General features: G+C 33.7%; 19 protein-coding genes. 10 read left to right on the top strand and 9 right to left on the bottom strand.

Features of this window, described 5'->3' with window-relative positions:
- Positions 1 to 25: 25 nt before the first annotated feature.
- Complete coding sequence (gene corA / locus BLV35_RS11065; protein WP_091089662.1) at positions 26 to 1,096, bottom strand: magnesium/cobalt transporter CorA; 1,071 nt, start codon at positions 1,094 to 1,096, stop codon at positions 26 to 28.
- Between the two features lie 219 nt (positions 1,097 to 1,315).
- Positions 1,316 to 2,041: a bacteriorhodopsin-like gene (locus BLV35_RS11060; protein WP_091089659.1), complete on the bottom strand. Its 726-nt coding sequence runs from the start codon at positions 2,039 to 2,041 to the stop codon at positions 1,316 to 1,318.
- A 115-nt stretch (positions 2,042 to 2,156) separates the two neighbouring features.
- Here BLV35_RS11060 and BLV35_RS11055 point away from each other — a divergent pair, with 115 nt between their 5' ends.
- Positions 2,157 to 3,056: a Brp/Blh family beta-carotene 15,15'-dioxygenase gene (locus tag BLV35_RS11055; protein ID WP_091089655.1), complete on the top strand. Its 900-nt coding sequence runs from the start codon at positions 2,157 to 2,159 to the stop codon at positions 3,054 to 3,056.
- 79 nt (positions 3,057 to 3,135) lie between these two features.
- Here the strand turns inward: BLV35_RS11055 and dnaK are convergent, their stop codons facing one another.
- The 4 genes from dnaK to BLV35_RS11040 form a co-directional block, all read right to left on the bottom strand.
- Entirely contained in the window at positions 3,136 to 5,019 is a 1,884-nt protein-coding gene (gene dnaK, locus BLV35_RS11050; RefSeq protein ID WP_091089652.1) for a molecular chaperone DnaK, read from the bottom strand.
- A gap of 337 nt (positions 5,020 to 5,356) precedes the next feature.
- Positions 5,357 to 5,695 (bottom strand): nucleotidyl transferase AbiEii/AbiGii toxin family protein, encoded by a 339-nt coding sequence (locus tag BLV35_RS19500; protein WP_245712050.1) that lies wholly within the window; start codon positions 5,693 to 5,695, stop codon positions 5,357 to 5,359.
- A 56-nt stretch (positions 5,696 to 5,751) separates the two neighbouring features.
- Positions 5,752 to 6,003 carry a nucleotidyl transferase AbiEii/AbiGii toxin family protein gene (locus BLV35_RS19495; protein ID WP_245712049.1) on the bottom strand — a complete coding sequence of 84 codons (252 nt, stop codon included), beginning with the start codon at positions 6,001 to 6,003 and terminating at the stop codon, positions 5,752 to 5,754.
- Between the two features lie 6 nt (positions 6,004 to 6,009).
- On the bottom strand, positions 6,010 to 6,468 hold the full coding sequence (locus BLV35_RS11040; protein ID WP_091090073.1) for a helix-turn-helix transcriptional regulator: 459 nt from the start codon (positions 6,466 to 6,468) through the stop codon (positions 6,010 to 6,012).
- Between the two features lie 196 nt (positions 6,469 to 6,664).
- Here BLV35_RS11040 and BLV35_RS11035 point away from each other — a divergent pair, with 196 nt between their 5' ends.
- From BLV35_RS11035 to BLV35_RS19645, 3 genes are all read left to right on the top strand, one after another.
- A complete protein-coding gene (locus tag BLV35_RS11035) occupies positions 6,665 to 7,354 on the top strand; it encodes a DUF2461 domain-containing protein (RefSeq protein ID WP_091089650.1) in 690 nt (229 codons plus the stop codon).
- A gap of 154 nt (positions 7,355 to 7,508) precedes the next feature.
- Positions 7,509 to 7,673 (top strand): DUF1398 domain-containing protein, encoded by a 165-nt coding sequence (locus BLV35_RS19650; protein ID WP_262488527.1) that lies wholly within the window; start codon positions 7,509 to 7,511, stop codon positions 7,671 to 7,673.
- The gene (locus tag BLV35_RS19645; protein WP_317040174.1) at positions 7,670 to 7,900 is read left to right on the top strand and encodes a DUF1398 family protein; all 231 of its coding nucleotides are present in this window, start codon (positions 7,670 to 7,672) and stop codon (positions 7,898 to 7,900) included. Before BLV35_RS19650 ends, BLV35_RS19645 begins: the two co-directional genes overlap by 4 nt.
- A gap of 132 nt (positions 7,901 to 8,032) precedes the next feature.
- Here the strand turns inward: BLV35_RS19645 and BLV35_RS11025 are convergent, their stop codons facing one another.
- Together BLV35_RS11025 and BLV35_RS11020 are read right to left on the bottom strand one after the other, a co-directional pair.
- Positions 8,033 to 10,651 (bottom strand): TonB-dependent receptor, encoded by a 2,619-nt coding sequence (locus BLV35_RS11025; RefSeq protein ID WP_091089647.1) that lies wholly within the window; start codon positions 10,649 to 10,651, stop codon positions 8,033 to 8,035.
- Positions 10,652 to 11,129: 478 nt separating this feature from the next.
- Entirely contained in the window at positions 11,130 to 12,680 is a 1,551-nt protein-coding gene (locus BLV35_RS11020) for an SDR family oxidoreductase (RefSeq protein ID WP_091089644.1), read from the bottom strand.
- Positions 12,681 to 13,105: 425 nt separating this feature from the next.
- Here BLV35_RS11020 and BLV35_RS11015 point away from each other — a divergent pair, with 425 nt between their 5' ends.
- From BLV35_RS11015 to BLV35_RS11000, 4 genes are all read left to right on the top strand, one after another.
- The gene (locus BLV35_RS11015) at positions 13,106 to 13,543 is read left to right on the top strand and encodes an acyl-CoA thioesterase (protein WP_091089641.1); all 438 of its coding nucleotides are present in this window, start codon (positions 13,106 to 13,108) and stop codon (positions 13,541 to 13,543) included.
- A gap of 218 nt (positions 13,544 to 13,761) precedes the next feature.
- Entirely contained in the window at positions 13,762 to 14,532 is a 771-nt protein-coding gene (locus BLV35_RS11010; protein WP_091089637.1) for a patatin-like phospholipase family protein, read from the top strand.
- Between the two features lie 255 nt (positions 14,533 to 14,787).
- The gene (hpf, locus tag BLV35_RS11005; protein WP_091089632.1) at positions 14,788 to 15,087 is read left to right on the top strand and encodes a ribosome hibernation-promoting factor, HPF/YfiA family; all 300 of its coding nucleotides are present in this window, start codon (positions 14,788 to 14,790) and stop codon (positions 15,085 to 15,087) included.
- 253 nt (positions 15,088 to 15,340) lie between these two features.
- Positions 15,341 to 15,643, top strand: coding sequence for a hypothetical protein (locus tag BLV35_RS11000; RefSeq protein ID WP_091089629.1), 303 nt, complete (start codon positions 15,341 to 15,343; stop codon positions 15,641 to 15,643).
- A 60-nt stretch (positions 15,644 to 15,703) separates the two neighbouring features.
- On the opposite strand, the gene BLV35_RS10995 is transcribed toward BLV35_RS11000, so the two are convergent.
- Entirely contained in the window at positions 15,704 to 15,967 is a 264-nt protein-coding gene (locus tag BLV35_RS10995; RefSeq protein ID WP_091089626.1) for a GlsB/YeaQ/YmgE family stress response membrane protein, read from the bottom strand.
- Between the two features lie 328 nt (positions 15,968 to 16,295).
- Here BLV35_RS10995 and BLV35_RS10990 point away from each other — a divergent pair, with 328 nt between their 5' ends.
- Positions 16,296 to 16,670: a group I truncated hemoglobin gene (locus tag BLV35_RS10990; RefSeq protein ID WP_091089623.1), complete on the top strand. Its 375-nt coding sequence runs from the start codon at positions 16,296 to 16,298 to the stop codon at positions 16,668 to 16,670.
- Between the two features lie 178 nt (positions 16,671 to 16,848).
- Positions 16,849 to 18,531 (top strand): Na/Pi cotransporter family protein, encoded by a 1,683-nt coding sequence (locus BLV35_RS10985; RefSeq protein WP_091089620.1) that lies wholly within the window; start codon positions 16,849 to 16,851, stop codon positions 18,529 to 18,531.
- The last annotated feature ends 140 nt before the right edge of the window (positions 18,532 to 18,671 follow it).

The following is an 18,671-nucleotide window of genomic DNA, read 5'->3' as shown; positions in this document are numbered from 1 at the left end:
TACTTATTTTTTCTGATTACTATTTCTAAAACCACTTTCTCTTTCTAAAATAAAATACCATAATAATTCCGATTATAACCATAACTCCAATGACCGTATAATAGCCATTTTGATACTGAAGCTCCGGCATATGTTGAAAATTCATTCCATAAACACCTGCAATAAATGTTAAGGGTATGAATATGGCCGAAACAATAGTTAAGGTTTTCATGATCTCATTCATCTTATGAGACTGCGATGAAAAAAAGAAATTAGAAGCACTTTCTAACATCCCCATATCTGAATCAATTTGTTCTAAAAGTTCCAAGCTTTTTTGGTGTAAACGAGAAAAATAACCAAAGATTTCCGATTCTATAACACTGAAATCTTCATCTTCTTTCAAACTTTTAATTGCATACAAAGAGTCTCGAAGTGGAATTATCGCTCGTTTCAAAAAATTAAAGTTATCACGGTGCTTTTCAATTCGTATCAGAATTTGTGGGTCTGCACTCGCCTTAGAAAGATTTATTAATTCTTCAACCTTGTCTTCTTCATTTTCGATAGTGACATAGAAATTCTCCATAACAGCATCTAATAGCAAATAAAGTAAAAAATCAGCTTTTTTGGTGCGTACACTCCCCGATTGATTTCTAATTCTTTCCCTTATATGAGAGAAAAAATCACTTCGCTTTTCTTGGAAAGAAATTAGCACATTATTTTTTATTAAAAAACTAATCTGCTCCACACTGATGTTATCAGAATTCTCAGTAGGTAACATGGATTTTATATTAAAAAACAAAGTGTCTGGCGATTCTTCCAACTTTGTTCTCCTAGTAGTATTTAAAATATCAGAAAGCATAAAATTATCAATCTTGAAAAAAGCTCCTATTGCTTCAATTATTTCAAGCTCATTTAAGCCATGCAAATTGAGCCAGTTTGTTTTTTGATCATTGATACAACTCTTTAAGTCGATAATATCAACATCCTCATATTCAAGAAAGCCCGCAGTGTCATACACAAACAATTGCATCTCCGATTCCATCTTCTTATGCCTTCCAGTGTATTCCAGCTGATTTGGTTGTGCTTTTCGACCTTTCTTAAATTTAATTTTTCTCATACAATATAATATCTACAGTAATATTACAAAAAAGTTTCTTCAATGAATAGTCCCTTAACGTTTTTGAAATAAGTATTAACTAAGATTACTATTAATTCATCATGATAGTAAACAAAGGTACTAACACAGCGACTTTTGTTTTATGAGATAAATCATGTTTTACTATAAAACAAAAAAAACCGAGCTATTTCTAGCTCGGTTTTTAAATTAAAAATAAAATTAATCTTTTTGTGAATTAATAGCTAAACTATAAATTACTAAGCCAAACCCAATTTTATTGATGGCATCAGCAATGTTATAAACAACATCAATATTACCTGAGGGAATTAATCCGTTGTACCATCCTGTTGTACCCATCATATATCCTAATGGATAAATTGACCATCCGACAAGAACGAACCAACATAATATTTTATGCGCCGCAAGAACATTGCCACCCGCAGCTGCCGCTAGTTTAGAAGCCTCTCCTAACCATATTTCATAAACAATTGCAAAATAAGCAATTCCCGAAACTGCTCCCCAAATTGCCGCATTAGATGGATCTACGACCTCACCAAAGTAACCTGTAACTAACATAACTAAAGAATAGATAATCATTTTCCATAAAAGTGACTGCTTTGCTCCTGCTATTTTTAATATTAAATAGAACTCAACACACATTAATGGAACGGTTAAAACCCAGTCAACATAACGGAAAAAAGTGGGCGACTCACCAAATGCGGCCCAATAATCTCTCATGTAGAAATAATGTACAGCTGCAATAAAAGTAATTAAACCCGAAACCAGAACTGAAGTGCGCCACTTTTTGTCAAATTGACTCAGTGATAAAAAGAAAAATGCTGATGCGGCCATCATAGCCATGCAACCAACAAAGAAAGTGAACCCTACATAATCGGTAGGTGATAACTTTGAAATCGAACCTGCAATAAACATAAAATTTGTCATAATTTAAAATTAAAGGTTAAGGTTATTTGTTTAAGTAAATGTAGTAAAAGTTGAACGAATTAAATTAATTTTGTTTAAATATTTTTACGTAATTTTAAACAAAATAAAAAAAACCATGCTTAAATATACCAATTACGCAATCGTGGCAAGCTTTTTCTGTTTGTGGCTCAATTCTTTTTTTACAGAAACAACCCAAATAATCATTGCTTTTTCCCTCATCTTTAGCTTTGGAATTTTACATGGTGCTAATGATTTACTTCTAATTCAGAGTACAAACGATTCTCACAACAGAATTTCATTTAAAAAAATATTAACCTATTATGTTCTTGTGGTCCTATTTGGGGTACTGCTATTCTATTTAATACCTATGCTAGCCTTGGTTCTTTTTATTTTTGTTAGTGCCTTTCACTTTGGCGATCAGCAAGGCTTGTATTTTGATTTTAAAGTCTCAAAATTTCTCTTGATTGTTTATCCTTTTATTTACGGAATCATTATATTGTATTTGTTATTTTACTTTCATTCTAATGAAGTTGAAGTGATCATAACTGAGATTATACGATTTAAAGTCCCTACGTTATATATAAATGAAATCCTCTTGACTAGCGGATTGATCTTTCTAAGTATAAGTGCTTATTTTTATTGGAATTTTGAATCCTTTCGAAAAAAATTACAGGCAGAATTATTTTTTCTTGTGGTTTTTGCGGTCATATTCAAAACTTCCAGTTTAATATGGGGATTTGCAATCTACTTTATTATTTGGCATAGTATTCCTTCTATTTTAGATCAAATAAAATTTATTTATGGCTCATTTACTTTTAGCAACTTTATAGCCTATTGCAGGAACGCCTTTGCGTATTGGCTGGCTTCATTATTAGGAATCGGACTTCTCTATTTCCTATTTAGAGATAAAGAAATATTTAATGCTCTGTTTTTCTCTTTTCTTGCAGCTATCACATTTCCACACGTATTAGTAATTCTGAAAGTGATGCATAAAAAAAATACAAAAAGCGCATAAAAAAAACCGAGCTATTTCTAGCTCGGTTTCTTTTATAATATAGTAGAGATACATCGTAATGTATCTCTACAGGAAATTATTATTTTACTTCTTCGTAATCTACATCTTGAACATCGTCTCCTTGTGCTTCAGCTTGTGGCTGTGCATCAGCTTGACCTTGTTCTCCTTGAGCGTACATTGCTTCAGTAGCAGTTTTCCAAGCAGCATTGATGTTATCAAGTGCAGTTTGAATTGCAGGAATGTCTTGAGATTGGTGAGCCATTCTCAATTCAGTTAATGCATATTCTACAGCAACTTTGTTTTCATCAGATAACTTAGCTCCTAGTTCTTTCAATTGAGTTTCAGTTTGGAAGATCATTCCATCTGCTTCGTTCAATTTTTCAGCTCTAGATCTTGCAACTTTGTCAGACTCAGCGTTAGCTTCAGCGTCTTGTTTCATTTTTTCGATTTCTTCAGATGTTAATCCAGAAGAAGCTTCGATACGAATATCATGAGATTTTCCAGTTCCTTTATCAGTTGCAGAAACTTTGATGATACCATTAGCATCAATATCAAAAGTTACTTCAATTTGTGGAACCCCTCTTGGTGCTGGTGGTAAACCATCTAAATGGAAACGACCAATAGTTTTGTTATCAGCAGCCATTGCTCTAGCTCCTTGCAATACGTGGATTTCAACTGTTGGTTGAGAATCTGCAGCTGTAGAGAATACTTGTGATTTTTTAGTTGGAATAGTAGTATTAGACTCAATAAGAGTTGTCATAACACCACCCATAGTTTCGATACCTAAAGATAAAGGTGTAACGTCAAGTAACAATACATCTTTTACATCTCCAGAAAGAACTCCACCTTGAATAGCTGCTCCAATTGCAACAACTTCATCAGGGTTAACTCCTTTAGACGCTTTTTTACCAAAGAATTTCTCCACTTCGTCAGCAATTCTTGGCATACGAGTAGAACCTCCTACAAGGATAACTTCGTCAATATCAGAAACAGATAAACCTGCATCTTTCAACGCTTTAGCAACTGGTGCCATAGAACGTTTTACTAATGAATCAGTTAATTGCTCAAATTTAGCTCTAGATAATTTTTTCACTAAGTGTTTTGGTCCTGAAGCTGTAGCAGTTACGTAAGGTAAGTTGATTTCAGTTTCAGTAGAAGAAGACAATTCAATTTTTGCTTTTTCAGCAGCTTCTTTCAAACGTTGTAATGACATTGGGTCTAAACGCAAGTCAATTCCTTCTTCCGTTTTAAATTCGTCAGCTAACCAGTCAATAATTTCGTGGTCAAAATCATCTCCACCAAGGTGAGTATCACCATTTGTAGACAATACTTCAAAAACTCCGTCTCCTAATTCAAGAACAGAGATATCAAATGTACCTCCACCTAAATCGTAAACAGCAATTTTTTGATCAGTTCCTTTTTTGTCTAATCCGTAAGCAAGTGCCGCAGCAGTTGGCTCATTGATTATACGCATAACTTTAAGACCAGCAATCTCTCCAGCTTCTTTCGTAGCTTGACGTTGTGCATCATTAAAGTAAGCAGGAACAGTAATAACTGCCTCAGTAACTGTTTGACCTAAATAGTCTTCAGCAGTTTTTTTCATTTTTTGAAGAGTCATTGCTGACAATTCTTGTGCAGTATATAAACGACCATCAATATCCACACGTGGTGTATTGTTGTCCCCTTTTACTACTTTGTAAGAAACTCTTTTTGTCTCAGCCGAAACTTCGCTAAAAGAATGACCCATAAAACGTTTAATAGAAGCAATTGTTTTAGTAGGATTTGTTACCGCTTGTCTTTTTGCAGGATCTCCCACTTTAATCTCTCCACCTTCAACAAAAGCGATGATAGATGGTGTTGTTCTTTTTCCTTCTGCGTTAGGAATAACAACTGCTTCATTACCTTCCATTACAGAAACACAAGAGTTTGTCGTACCTAAATCAATTCCGATTATTTTACCCATTTTTATTTATATTTAATTATAATGTATACTTATTTTAATAACTCATGGTGCATAAGTCAATCATTATGCCAATACAACAGGGGCTATTAAATTGTCAGTTTTTGTTAAAATGGCGGAAAATACTCTGCCAAGATGACATTTTAGGCTGACTGTCATTGATAAAACAATAAAAATTGGTTGGCAGTTTTAATATTAGTATTTTGAAGCTATTCCCGCTCTTCACTGTATTCCCGACAAATAAAAACTACGGCTCGAAAAAAGCCTTGTTTTTCTAAATCGGGAGATGCCGCTGCGATCAGGGCTAAGGGATTTGTGGATTCAATTTGCTTTAACAGAGTTATGAATTATTATTAACTCTTTCAAAAAAATCCAATTTAATAAGTTCCCAAGATTTATCTAATAAACATATTGGATCAAAATCATCATCAGCCGAATCAAAATTTACAAACTGAGATTTAATAGTAGAGCAATCATTATAAGGATAGCGCTGTTCATAAAACAAAATCATTTCATCAATAGTCACTTTATCAAGGTAGTAATGTAAATCCCAAAAATCTTTTTTTCTCCCTCCTCTCAAAACAACATCTAGTTTCATAGCGATAATTTCGTTTTCAGAAGCCATTCGAATACCCTCTTTATCAACGCTCTCAAAAATAAATTCATCTGTATAATACATATCTACTTTAATTAAAACAGCTGCAGAAAACCCTACCTCAAAATAAGTCCCAAACGCTACGTTATCAAGGTTTCTCGAAATACAAATAGGATATTTATTTTCAAGAAAGCTCCTAATTTCTTAAAATCAATTGAACCATAGTCTGCAGCGGTAAACAAATCAATATCAACCGACATTCTGTGACCGATTTGTAAACTCAAAGAAGTTCCTCCAACTAATCTAAAAGGAGAAAGCAAAGGCTCATGCATCAAATCAACAAGAATGTCTTTGAGTAAAGGCGAAACGGTCTTCCAATGTAGATTTTTCAATTTATATTACAATTCGTGTTTTAATAATTTAATACGATCAACTACTTCTTTTCCATAAAAACGAATAATTTCTTCCTGCTCTATTTCAGTACCTCTAGAAAAAACACGTTTGACAACTGCTATTTTATTTTGTTTCCAATCGATTCTATCAAAAGTAGTATCCCAAAAAGTTACCTTCCTTAATTTAGAAAGATCTGGTTTATAACTACTGTCTTTCTTGGCTTCCTTTATATCATAAAAAACTTGAAGCGTCATCAAGAATCCTTCATCAAATTCTAGCTTCTCCTCTATTTTAAGTGACAATTCGATATTCATTCTCCTACTGCCTTTTATAATCGCACCAAGAGTTTGAGGATATTCATCAATAGAAAGCGCAAATTGTCTTTTATTAATGTTCCTTTTCTTCAATTCCCGCTCGACCATTTTCCCGGGATGAATTCCTTTTATAATGTCAATCGTTTTCATACTACAAATGTAAACAAAATTGTTTATATATCTTTTAATTTGATATTCAAATTCTTGGTAAAAATAAGCACTAAACATTACGTTCAAAAACAACAAGAAAAGTTTAACTTTATCCATTTCTACACAATAAAAAAGTTGCCTAATTTTGGGATTTACCTTTTCAAATCAAACTATAATAACCCAAAACATTAAACAAATGGAAAAAAACACTATAGCATCAAGCAGCATTACATTTATAAAAAACCTAGAAAAGAACAACAATAGAGATTGGTTTGCCGAAAATAAAACACAATACACAGCAGCACAAAGCAACATTATTGCGTTTGCAGACCAACTAATAACGTTAATGAACGCGCATGATGCTATTGAAAACACATCCGGAAAGAAAAGCCTATATCGTATTTATAATGACGTCCGCTTCAGTAAAGACAAAGCACCTTATAAACCTCGATTTGCGTTAGGTTTACAAAGAGCAACAACTTCAAAAAGAGGTGGCTACTATTTGCATATACAACCTGGTAATAATTTTCTAGCTTGTGGTTTTTTCTCCCCTAATTCAGATGATCTGAAAAGAATAAGAAAAGACATAGAACTTAATTCAGCAGTGTGGCGCAAAATTTTAAACTCAAAATCGATAAAGGATAATTTTGTGGAATTAGCAGGGAATAAAGTTCTCACGTCGCCAAGAGGTTTTTCTAAAGACCATGAAGCCATCGATTTAATTCGGCATAAACAATTTATCTTGCGACATAATTTTACAGATAAAGAGGTAATTGATCCCCAGTTTGTTTACAGGGTAAATGAGTTATTTCAATCTGTTCGTCCCTTTTTTGACTACATGAGTACGGTTCTTACAACAGATTTAAATGGAGAAACTATAATTTAAAACAGTCTCCAAGTACCTCAACATTCTTTTGAAGAATTAAATAAACGATTACATTATTTAAACTATATCCTGGCTTTAGAACAATCGATAACAAATTCCCAATTAAAAGTATATTAAACTATATTTGAACTCTCAAAAAATAAAATTATAAAATATGTTTACCCTAGAACAAATTAAACAAGCACATGATAAAGTCCAATCGGGTGCTGATTTTTCAAATTATATCCAAGACTTAATCAATTTGGGTGTAAAAGGATATGATACCATTGTCAACGACGGTCGCGTTGCCTATTATGGCAGCGATGACTACTCAGTATAAGTACTGATAAAAAATATGACGTAATTAAGATTGCTTCAACTGCGAATAAAGAACGTTTTATAGAGTTTTTGGTAATGCATCAAGACGGACAAACTGACTATTTTACTTTTTGCCAACAGGCAGCCCAATCTGGAATTGCTAAATGGCGTGTGGATATCATCGAAATGACCTGCACTTATTTTGATACAGCAGGAGATGCCATTGTAATCGAAAAAATCCCAAGTTAATTTTCTCTTTTTATACACCGAGTCATTCATACCATGACACACATTCTTAACTGTGTGATAATAAAAGAAAAATAAAGGCATAAAAAAAACGGGAATAAATCCCGTTTTTTTATTGTCTTTAGTAATCAACTTTTAAAACTTAAAGTTTAATCCCGCTGTAAATGTAGTTCCGCTAAATCCAAATTGGTTTACTTCCCATGCATATTTAAAACGACCTCCTAAATCAGTAACAACATCTCCTTTTGGATCCAATTTATCTGGATACACATTGAATAAATTATTTACCATCACATTAGCAGATATAGTACTTGTAAATTTATAAGCAACTCCTAAATCTGTAATAACCTTTCCTGCGAAAGTTTGATCTTTAGAAATATCATCAGCATGTTGCCAAGTAACTTCACCAAAGTAAGTGTTGTTAAACATAAAAGTTGTTTTTTTCAAATCATAGTTAGCTCCTAACAATACTTTTGTATTAGGTCTTGCACTTAGAATTCTACCTTGCTCCTTACGGTTAAAAATATCATATCCGTTAGCTTCCAAAATAGCTGGTGTAGCAATTTGTCCGTCAATTTTAGTATTAGCAATATTAGATGCTAAACTAAGTCCAAGTTTACCAGTTCCTATTTCTAAGTTTTTGTAATTCAAAACAACATCAACACCTTTAGTTATTGTATTAACTGCATTGATAAAAAACTTCATACTAGTAATATCATTAGCAATTAAAACCTGTTCAACCGGGTTTGTTGTTGTATCATCTCCGTCAAAGCCAACCTCTCCAGAAAACAACACACGGTCTTTTACCTTTATATGGTAGAAGTCAAGCGAAGCAGAAAAATTAGGACCTGATCTAAAAGTAATTCCTGTCGAAATATTTTGTGATTTCTCAGCATGTAATTGAGGAACTCCCAATCCGATAACCGCTGGATCAACATTGTTAAAAGTTCCTTGGTTAGAAATTGTACCTCCAGAAACAAGAGTTTGAATATTACTCAAGTAAATTTGGTGCAATGCTGGAGCTCTAAATCCTGTACTATATGAAGCACGTATAGCAACATCATTATTAAGCTTGTAACGAGAGTTTACTTTCCAAGAAACATTATCTCCAAAATCTGAATAGTTCTCATATCTTATAGATCCTCCTATTAAGAAAGCCTCTGATACATCATAATCTAAAGTAGTGTAAACACCAAAGTTGTTACGATCTTTTTTTAATGCATTAGCAGGTTGTAACCCAGGGAATGACTGTGCACCACCTCCTACATAAGATTCTTCCTGACCCGCTCTAGCTTCAAACTGTTCTTTTCTTAATTCTGTTCCAAAACCAAAAGTTACTTTATCAAAAGTTCTGCTAAAATCAGCATTACCTACTAACTGACTGAAAGTATAACCACCAACATTAAATTCAGTAGGACTATTAGCTCCCAAAGATACATTCAATGTATTACCCACTGTGTAATCTACCTTATTAGAACCAGCTGTTAAACTGAAATCTGCATTAAAACCAAACACAGTAGATTTTATCCCAATAGATCCTAAATTATCGAACACATCTGTATTAAATGTAGGCTGGAATCCATTATAAGTAGTCCCTGCATCGTGTAATAAATTATTTGGGTCTGAAACCCAGTAAGGTGCTCTGTACAAAGCAAAACTAGTTCCTTTTCTAATATTTACATCTCCAAACGCATACAATGTTGTATTATCAGAAAGTGGATATTCAGCATTCACTACTAAAGCTCCCATTTTAGAATCAGGTTGGCCAATAGTCATCCCTAAATCAGGATTTCTACTCAACCAGTCTCCCCATTGTGGGTCGTTTGCAGCTACACCAAACAAATCATCTTTACCTGGTTTTGCTGCTCTGTTCGTTTTATTTTGATTTAAATAAGAAAGATTAAAATTCACAAAACCTTTATCAGCAATTTTAAATCCTGAATTTAAATCAGCTCCAAAATTGAAACCGTCTCCTTCTGAAGTTACTCCCGAAGTAAGACTTACTTCCGTAAAGTTAGTTTGTTTTTTAAGGATAATATTCACAACTCCTGCAATAGCATCTGAACCGTATTGAGATGAAGCTCCATCACGCAGTACTTCCACTCTTTCGATAGCAGAGAACGGAATACTTTTCATATCTGTTCCTACCTCTCCTTTACCTGGAGTATCGTTTATGTACACTAATGCACTTTGATTTTTTCTTTTTCCGTTTACCAAAACTAAGGTACGGCTTGGCCCTAATCCACGTAAATCTGCTGGGTCAAAATGCGCTGTTGCATCAGAAATAGCTTGAGTACTTGAATTAAATGAAGGGATTTTATAGGCTAGCATCTTGTCAAATGTAACTTGCCCGCTTGATTTAAGATCTTCAGCGTACAACTTATCAATAGGAACAGCAGAACTTAAAACCGTACGTGTTTTAGCTCTGTTTCCAGTTACTACCACCTCATCAAGGCTATTACTAGGATCTAATTTGAAAACAATAGCTTCACTAGCACTTGTTACCTCGATATTTTTATTTTGAAATCCCACATATTTAGCGATTAAAGTAACCGGAAAACCTTTTACCTTAATTTCAAAATTACCGTTCCCGTCTGTGGTAACTCCAGCAGAAGTTACTTTATCGACAACATTAGCATAAGGCAAGGCTTGCCCATTCTCATCCATCACAACCCCTTTGATTGTTTGGGCATTCATAACTGCGGGGCCTATTATCATAAATAATATGCCTAATAAAAAATGGTTAAATTTCATAAATAGTTTTTTTTGTTTTTTTTTTATAATCTAGAGAACAAAGCTATCCTTTTTTGTTAAAGAAACCCTAAGGAAATGATGTTTTTATTTAAAAAATTAAAAATATCACAATTCAGCTTTTTTTTATATAAAACCCTTACAAACGTTACTGTATTTCAAATTAAATAGCCGTTGTGATCTTGCAGAATGCTCCGTATATATCACGTTATTGAATTAAAAAGGTAATTAAGTTTAGCTCCTCCATTCTCCTCTCTTTTTATATTCCTAATTGAAGGATTCCAAATAATTCATCCTCATAATCTTAGGTTTCGTTTACGGCAAAAAAAATCGCATAAAAAAACACTTTTTTATGCGATAGTAAGTAGGATAGTTCAAATCAATCCGGATGAAGTAGCCGGCTAAACTTCCCTTATTATAAAAACTATTTTCTGTATTTGAGACATAGAGCATTTCGCTAAAAAAGAGAAAGCAATGTATGTTACCATGGAATAGGGTTGTAATCTTTCAAGAATTTTCCACACCAATGCTTTCCTGTATTAATACCATCAAACAAAGGATCCATTACACGTGCTGCACCATCAACAATATCGAGAGGTGGTTGAAAATCTTCTAGCTCTTGTTTCTTCTTTGCTAATTCTGCAGGATCCTCGTCGGTTACCCAACCAGTATCAACTGCATTCATGAAAATTCCGTCTTTTGCCAATTCTCCTGCGGCGGTGTGCGTAAGCATATTCAAAGCCGCTTTGGCCATATTAGTATGGGGATGGCGAGCTTCTTTAAAAAAGCGATGAAACTTTCCTTCCATTGCCGAAACATTTATGATGTGTTTTTGTCCGGTATTGTCTTTCTTCATTATTTCCGAAAGACGGTTGCACAAAACAAATGGCGCTACTGAATTTACCAATTGCACCTCTATCATTTCAGTGGTTTCAATCTGTCCTAACTTCAGTCGCCAGCTATTCGTTTTTCTTAAATCTACTTGCTGTAAATCAGCATCTAACTCTCCTTCTGGAAACACTTCATTTGCTACTAATGTATTGTCAAAACTATACGGAATCTGAGATAATTTGGCGGAAGCCCGTAAACCTATTCCTGGTTCCGGCCCATGCCAAGTAACCGGCATATTTTGATTAGAAGAAGCTCCTGAAGTCAATACTTTTAATTCCTGCAAACAATCAGTGTGATCCAGTAATAAATGCTGTGCTTGTTTTGGTAATTCACTTATTAGACGTTCTTCGTTTGCCATTAAATGGGTATAGAATCCCGCAGGTCGTCTCACGGTTTGTGCTGCATTATTAATAAGAATATCAAGACGCTCGTATTTTTGCTCTATAAAATTGCAAAAAATCTCTACACTAGGAATATGTCGTAAATCTAATCCATGAATTTTCAAGTTGTGTCCCCAATCCATGAAATCTGGCTCTTTAGAAAAACGCAATGCCGAATCTACCGGGAAACGGGTTGTTGCGATAACGGTTGCTCCACCACGCAAAAGCATTAAGGTGATGTGATACCCTATTTTTAATCTAGAACCCGTTATAATTGCTATTTGCCCCTTTACATCCGCAGTTTGAAAACGTTTAGCATAATTAAAATCTCCACAGTCCGAACACATGGTATCATAAAAGTGGTGCATTTTAGTAAATGGAGTTTTACAAACATAACAATTTCTTGGCGTTTCTAGTTCTAACTGTTCTTTGTTAGCGAGATCATTAAAAGCTAAAAGTTTTGGCGCAACGAATATACTTGCTTCGCGAGCATGACGAATTCCAGTTTCTTTACGGGCGGTTTTGTCTTGCTTTTCTTTTTTGCGTTTAGCGACTAACCTCCCGTCTTTTTTACGTCGGGAAAGTTCGTCTCGATCTGGTCTCGAAAACATTCCTGCCGCTTTGATTAAGGCCGTCCTTTGGTCTTTCTCAATATCGAATATCTCGTCGGTATTCGAATTTAATTGTGCCAATATGGCGATGCATCTATCAATTTCATCTGAAGTTATTGCGGTCTTAGGCATTATTTCCTCTTTCGTCATCATAAAAAACGGGGTCAATCTTGGCTAAAATACCAAGGCCGCAAATATAGTTTTAATATCTTTTCCGTACTCGCTTTTTTTATGATAGTACCAGCAGTGCCAAAATAGTATATAAATTGTACTATTTTTCAAAATTATCTTCCTCCTACAAGGACAATTTCCTCTTATTTAAAAATTAAGTAATACTGTTTAAAAACAACTATACTATTTTATAAAAACTCCTGTTTTTTCCTATATTTACGCTTACGGAACATTCGTGTGATCAAGTCGTAGCTTTATAGGTAATGAAAACCTTTAATGGCTATAAAGTGACTTTCTATAACTATTTTCTACTAAAAACGGTTAAAAATCTACACTTGCATTACATCACGGCGAAAGCACCTCAACTAATAAAAAACGAGTTAAACTTTTAATTTAAAATTACAATGACATCTTTTAGTAAACAATTATCCTTTCGTTGGTCAGATTTAGATCCTAATTTTCATGTACGTCACAGCGCGTATTACGATTTTGGTGCGCAGCATCGTATCGAGATTCTGGAAAGTCTTGGCTTGACCATGAAAGTTTTACAAACCAATCATTTTGGTCCAATACTCTTTAGAGAAGAATGCGTTTTCAGAAAAGAAATCGGACTTTCGGACACCATATTTATGCATACTAAAATTTCTAAAATGAGACCCGATGCTTCCCGTTGGTCTATTGTGCACGAGTTTAAGAATGAAGAAGATAAATTGTGTGCAACAATCACTGTTGACGGTGCTTGGATGGACACAAAGCTTCGAAAAATAGCCAATCCAACTCCTGAAATAGCAATGGAAGCCATGAATAGTATTCCTAAAACAGAAGACTTTATTGCACTTTAAATTATTGACATTCCAAAGCCTGCAAATTGCATTCTTAATTTAAGAATGCAGTTAAACGGTGAAAAACAACAACAAAAAGACTAATTATCAATGTTTTGCACTGATAATTAGTCTTTTTTATTTATATTAGTTCAATAGTATAAAAATGACCTTAATCACTCATCTCCAATACTGATTAGAGCAATAAAACAAATTATTACAAATTTTAAGATTGGTAAATGAAACGTAAAATTGGTATTGCATTATCAGGAGGCGGCGCCAGAGGTATTGCCCATTTAGGTATTCTAAAAGCGTTAGAAGAATTTGGAATTACACCCACTCATATTTCAGGAACTAGCGCAGGTGCAATTGCAGGTGCATTTTATGCTGCCGGCTATTCTATCCCTGAGATAGTAGCGATATTAAAAAAGGGACAAATCTTTAATTTTTCTAATATCCTAATAAAGCGTCAAGGGTTCTTTGCCATGAAAGGGTTTAATGACATCTATCAGGAATGCTTCCCAAATAATTCTTTTGAGGACCTAAACATACCCTTGTATGTTACTGCTACTGATATATTGAAAGGAGAACTCGTTTACTTCTCTTCAGGAAACTTATCCCAAGCGTTGATGGCATCTTCTTGTATTCCTTTAATTTTCCAACCTGTAAGTTACAACGACAGTGTATTTGTAGATGGTGGAGTACTTAATAATTTTCCCACTGAACCTTTAACTGGTCAATGTGACATTATCATAGGTAGTTATGTTAATTCAGTTAAGAAAGAATTGGATCAAGTACATATGAATAACATCGTTGACCGCTGTTTTCATTTGGCCATGAAAGGTTCTGTTCAAAGTAAAATAGACAATTGTACTCTATACATCGAACCACCAAACATGAGCCAATTTAGCCTTTTCAACCTAAAAAAATCCGATGAGATTTTTGATTATGGCTATCAATATGCACTTACTTTCGAAAAACAAATAAAAGAACTAGATCTTGATATGTAGATGTCATAAAATTATTCAGTGACCAATTATTACTTTTTAGACCTCAAGTACAATTATTTTAAGGTTAATTAATACTGTTTATTTTTTTAATTTGTTTAACACTCAAAATTTTACTTTTATAAATTTAATGTGTAAATTTGAGTACTTCTCGAATTTAGTATTGCACATTTTGCGCAATTACAATGCCTTTTATAGCAGTGCTTTTTTATTTTAAAAATTCAATTTCAATAATGCTAACCTTAAAAAATAATAACCATGGAAATAAACACTCAATTTGTACAAGCAGAAACAAAAAATACAGCAGATGCTTTAGTGTCCGAAAAATTAGAACAATTAGGTAGACACTATGATTGGATTATTCGAGCTGATGTTAAATTTAAAGAAGAAAAAGTCACGTATGGGAAAGGCAAGATATGCGAAGTGATGTTGAGCTGCCCTGGTCCGCGAATATTTGCCTCATCTAACGAAGATAGCTTTGAAGCTGCAGTTGCGGAAACTGTTAGAGATCTAGAAGTACAGTTAAAAAAACGTAAAAGTGAGATGCAAGAGCATTAAAATAAATTACGAAATCCGGTAACTTGTTTTGGCATGTTGCTTTGTGATTTTCACCAAGTTTAAAATAAAGAACTACAATCATCAATGGTTGTAGTTTTTTTATACTTTTATAATCGATTGTAATCAATACCCAAATATTTCACAAAAAAAGTGAAGTACCCAGCTGAAATAACCTAAGCTTTACTTTGTTGAGTTTAAGACTAAATTCATTACACTCAAATCATAGTAATCACTTCTTTAAACCAATATAATTTTGGCTAACAAAACCTCCCAGCATATATTAAGCACATCGGCTAACCTACTCGGTTTTTGTCTGTTTGTAATCACCTCACTACACATGACTGATTCCTCAAAAGACAGCCTTATCGATGAGTTCACCTCTATCGTTGCCTTAGCATTAACCATTTCGTCACTTTTGTCTTTTTTTTCGATACGAACGCAAAATTTGGAAAAAGAAATCCGACTTGAAAAATTGGCTGATAATTTTTTCATTAGTTCCCTAGTTGGAATTTTTGCAATAATCTTATTTATCATTGTGATGTATTGGAATCAATAAAACAAAAAAGTCAATAGATAAACTATTGACTTTTGGGATTTTAAATTCATTCTTGTTCGTCTATACTTTTCTTATTAAACTGACCACAAATAGCAAGACTACTGCTCCCAATACTGCAGTTACAATACTTGCTAAACTAAAGCCTCCCACTACAGCGCCAGAGATTCCAAGTTTTCCACCAAGCCAGCCCCCTAAAAAACTACCTATAATACCTATAATTATGTTACCAATTATACCAAAACCACCACCTCTAATAAGCTGACCCGCTAACCATCCAGCCACTACACCCAATAGCAACCACACTAAAAAACTTTCTCCTGACATAATTAAATGATTTAAAGTATTAAACAATTATTCTAATTCAACGTAGGGATAAAGTTACTTAAAAAATGATTCCTTTTAAAAAATTTATAACATTAATTCTTGTTAATTACTTCAAAAGCAAAATTGTAAAAAATTACACACCAGTACTTTATATATAAATTTAAAATTATAAAAAGCCAACACCATCACGCTTCATTCAAAAAAAAGTCGTAAATTAGTTATCTATAAAAAATTACCTCCAATCTGTTTTTCTACTTCCTACCGCTGTATTAGTTTTTCATTTATAGACTAATGCTTTTTATTTGTTTAATCTTATAAATCAAATATCATGGATAAGTTACTTTATGATCGTTTAGGAAGCTCCGCAGGAATTACTCAAATTGTAAATGAGGTTGTACAAGCGCATATGAATAATCCTGCCATAAATGCACGGTTTCTTCCTCTAAAAGAACAACCAGAACATTTAGCATCAATCACAAAACACACTATTGAATTTTTTAGTGCAGGAAGTGGAGGCCCGGAAACCTATTCCGGAAAAGATATGGTTACTGCACATACTGGAATGAATATAAGCCGAGGAGAATTTACCCATGTCATTGATGATGTATTACAAGTTTTAGAAAATAATAACATCGATGAAGAATCTAAAAAAGATGTCCTAGCAATTCTCTGGTCCTTAAAAAGCATGGTGATTTCACAATAACATTGTTAGTTGAGTAAGACTATTTGACTTTATAAATGTTGTAGGTTAAGAAAATATGTCTTTACCCCAAGGTACCGCATTATAAAATCACCTACCTCTTGCAGTAGTTATACTTACATATTGCTTTCTTGTTTTCATATCGAAGAATTTTCACTTACCTTTAAGTACATTTTCTACTATGGATACATTCTATCACATACTTAAACTCAGTGCAGGTATTGGCCTATTTCTATTTGCCATGTATTTACTGGAGGAGTCCTTAAAAAATCTTTCTGGAAGGAGCTTCAAGCTCTTTTTACAACGCATTACCAAGAACAAAATTGGTGCAGTAACGGGTGGAGCAATCGTGACGGGAGTTCTTCAGAGCAGTTCTATGGTTTCTTTTATGGTGTTGGCTTTTGTGGGTGCTGGTGTATTTACCATGAGAAATGCGATGGCTATTATTCTCGGAGCAAATCTAGGAACGACACTTGACAGCTGGGTAGTCGCTACACTTGGATTTAAAATGGATATAGAAGTAGTTTCCTATCCCGCAGTTTGTGCTGGAGGTGTTCTTCTTATCTTGTTTGGAAGCCAAAAAACCTATAGATATATTTCCTATTTTCTCTTCGGATTTGGTTTGTTATTTATTGGGCTTTCCTTTATGAAAACATCCATGGAAGCTCAGGTAAAAGTTTTTGATTTTTCGCAATATGCTTCGATGTCATTGGCCGTTTTTTTACTCATTGGTTTTATCATCACCGTATTGGTTCAATCCAGTTCGGTAACAATGGCACTTACACTCAGTGCACTTCATGTTGGCGCTATCAGTCTGCCAATTGCTGCTGCCATAATATTAGGTTCGCAAACGGGAACCACCATTAAAATAATGCTTGGTGCTATTAATGGTAGCGCTTCAAAAAAGCGAATCGTCTTAGGAAATTTCCTTTTCAATGTCTTTGTCACGCTTTTTGCTTACCTACTATTATCCCCTATTCTATTACTAATTACTGATATTTTTAATATCAAAGACCCTCTCATCGGTTTGGTTATTTTCTCTAGTATAATTAATCTAGGTTCCATTATCATCTTCTCACCCTTATTAGATAAATTTACTCATTTTTTAGAACGTTTCTTCAAAGACTCTGATGGATCTGTAACTGCTTTTATCGGGCATGCTTCAACAGCAGAACCTATGACCGCCTTAGACCTATTTAAAAGGGAAACCAACTATTTCATACACAATTCTATGCTGTTCAATTTAGAACTTTTTAAAATTGACAAATACTACATCAGTAAAGATTCAGACTATAAAAGTATTAACGAAAAGAATAAGTTTTTTATTAAAACGATAGAAGAAAAATATGATTTTCTGAAGCAGTTACAAGGTGAACTACAGGTGTTTTATATCGAATTAAGGCCCAAATTGCAACCGGAGGAATATTCAAATGTTAACCAATTAATCTCTGCGGCGCGCAGTTCTTTACACTCGGTAAAAAGTGTCAAGGATATTGGCACTAATATTACTAATCTCCGACATTCATCAAAAGACATCAAGTACAATTTTTTCATCCACCACAAACAAGAAACAGAAGCGTTGTACCGCCAGTTTAATGCCCTGATCACTCAAGAAATACCCGCCAGTTTTGAAAACCTACAAGATATTTTTAATATCATAGAGAGCAATTATACTTCAGCACTCAACAATTTCTATACCGAAGCACAAAATGCACCTTTAGAAAAAATTGACATTACCACGGTCATCAATTTTAACAGAGAACTATTTACCGCTAACAAAGCGATGCTAATGGCCGTAAAAGATTTTTTATTAAAAGAAAAACAAGCTCAGGAATTCAATGAAGTTCCTGTCTATAAAACATAGGAAAACAGATGCTTACGGTCATCCTTTTCAATCGTTTTGAACTATCGAAAAAAACCTACAAAAGGAAAAATCCATTTGCTATGATTCAAATCCAATAATTTTATAATATAAACTTACTTTTTTATAAAAGAGTGCGGATA

Origin of the sequence: Flavobacterium gillisiae (genome assembly GCF_900107635.1) — a bacterium.
In the GTDB taxonomy this organism is placed as follows: domain Bacteria; phylum Bacteroidota; class Bacteroidia; order Flavobacteriales; family Flavobacteriaceae; genus Flavobacterium; species Flavobacterium gillisiae.
Note: the sequence above shows the minus strand (reverse complement) of the source record. Positions and strands in the feature narration are given on the sequence as shown.

Coding starts and splice junctions, on each gene's coding strand:
- corA (WP_091089662.1), bottom strand. CDS start 1,096: ATGAGAAAAATTAAATTTAAGAAAGGTCGAAAAGCACAACCAAATCAG.
- BLV35_RS11060 (WP_091089659.1), bottom strand. CDS start 2,041: ATGACAAATTTTATGTTTATTGCAGGTTCGATTTCAAAGTTATCACCT.
- BLV35_RS11055 (WP_091089655.1), top strand. CDS start 2,157: ATGCTTAAATATACCAATTACGCAATCGTGGCAAGCTTTTTCTGTTTG.
- dnaK (WP_091089652.1), bottom strand. CDS start 5,019: ATGGGTAAAATAATCGGAATTGATTTAGGTACGACAAACTCTTGTGTT.
- BLV35_RS19500 (WP_245712050.1), bottom strand. CDS start 5,695: ATGTATTATACAGATGAATTTATTTTTGAGAGCGTTGATAAAGAGGGT.
- BLV35_RS11040 (WP_091090073.1), bottom strand. CDS start 6,468: ATGAAAACGATTGACATTATAAAAGGAATTCATCCCGGGAAAATGGTC.
- BLV35_RS11035 (WP_091089650.1), top strand. CDS start 6,665: ATGGAAAAAAACACTATAGCATCAAGCAGCATTACATTTATAAAAAAC.
- BLV35_RS19650 (WP_262488527.1), top strand. CDS start 7,509: ATGTTTACCCTAGAACAAATTAAACAAGCACATGATAAAGTCCAATCG.
- BLV35_RS11025 (WP_091089647.1), bottom strand. CDS start 10,651: ATGAAATTTAACCATTTTTTATTAGGCATATTATTTATGATAATAGGC.
- BLV35_RS11020 (WP_091089644.1), bottom strand. CDS start 12,680: ATGACGAAAGAGGAAATAATGCCTAAGACCGCAATAACTTCAGATGAA.
- BLV35_RS11015 (WP_091089641.1), top strand. CDS start 13,106: ATGACATCTTTTAGTAAACAATTATCCTTTCGTTGGTCAGATTTAGAT.
- BLV35_RS11010 (WP_091089637.1), top strand. CDS start 13,762: ATGAAACGTAAAATTGGTATTGCATTATCAGGAGGCGGCGCCAGAGGT.
- hpf (WP_091089632.1), top strand. CDS start 14,788: ATGGAAATAAACACTCAATTTGTACAAGCAGAAACAAAAAATACAGCA.
- BLV35_RS10995 (WP_091089626.1), bottom strand. CDS start 15,967: ATGTCAGGAGAAAGTTTTTTAGTGTGGTTGCTATTGGGTGTAGTGGCT.
- BLV35_RS10990 (WP_091089623.1), top strand. CDS start 16,296: ATGGATAAGTTACTTTATGATCGTTTAGGAAGCTCCGCAGGAATTACT.
- BLV35_RS10985 (WP_091089620.1), top strand. CDS start 16,849: ATGGATACATTCTATCACATACTTAAACTCAGTGCAGGTATTGGCCTA.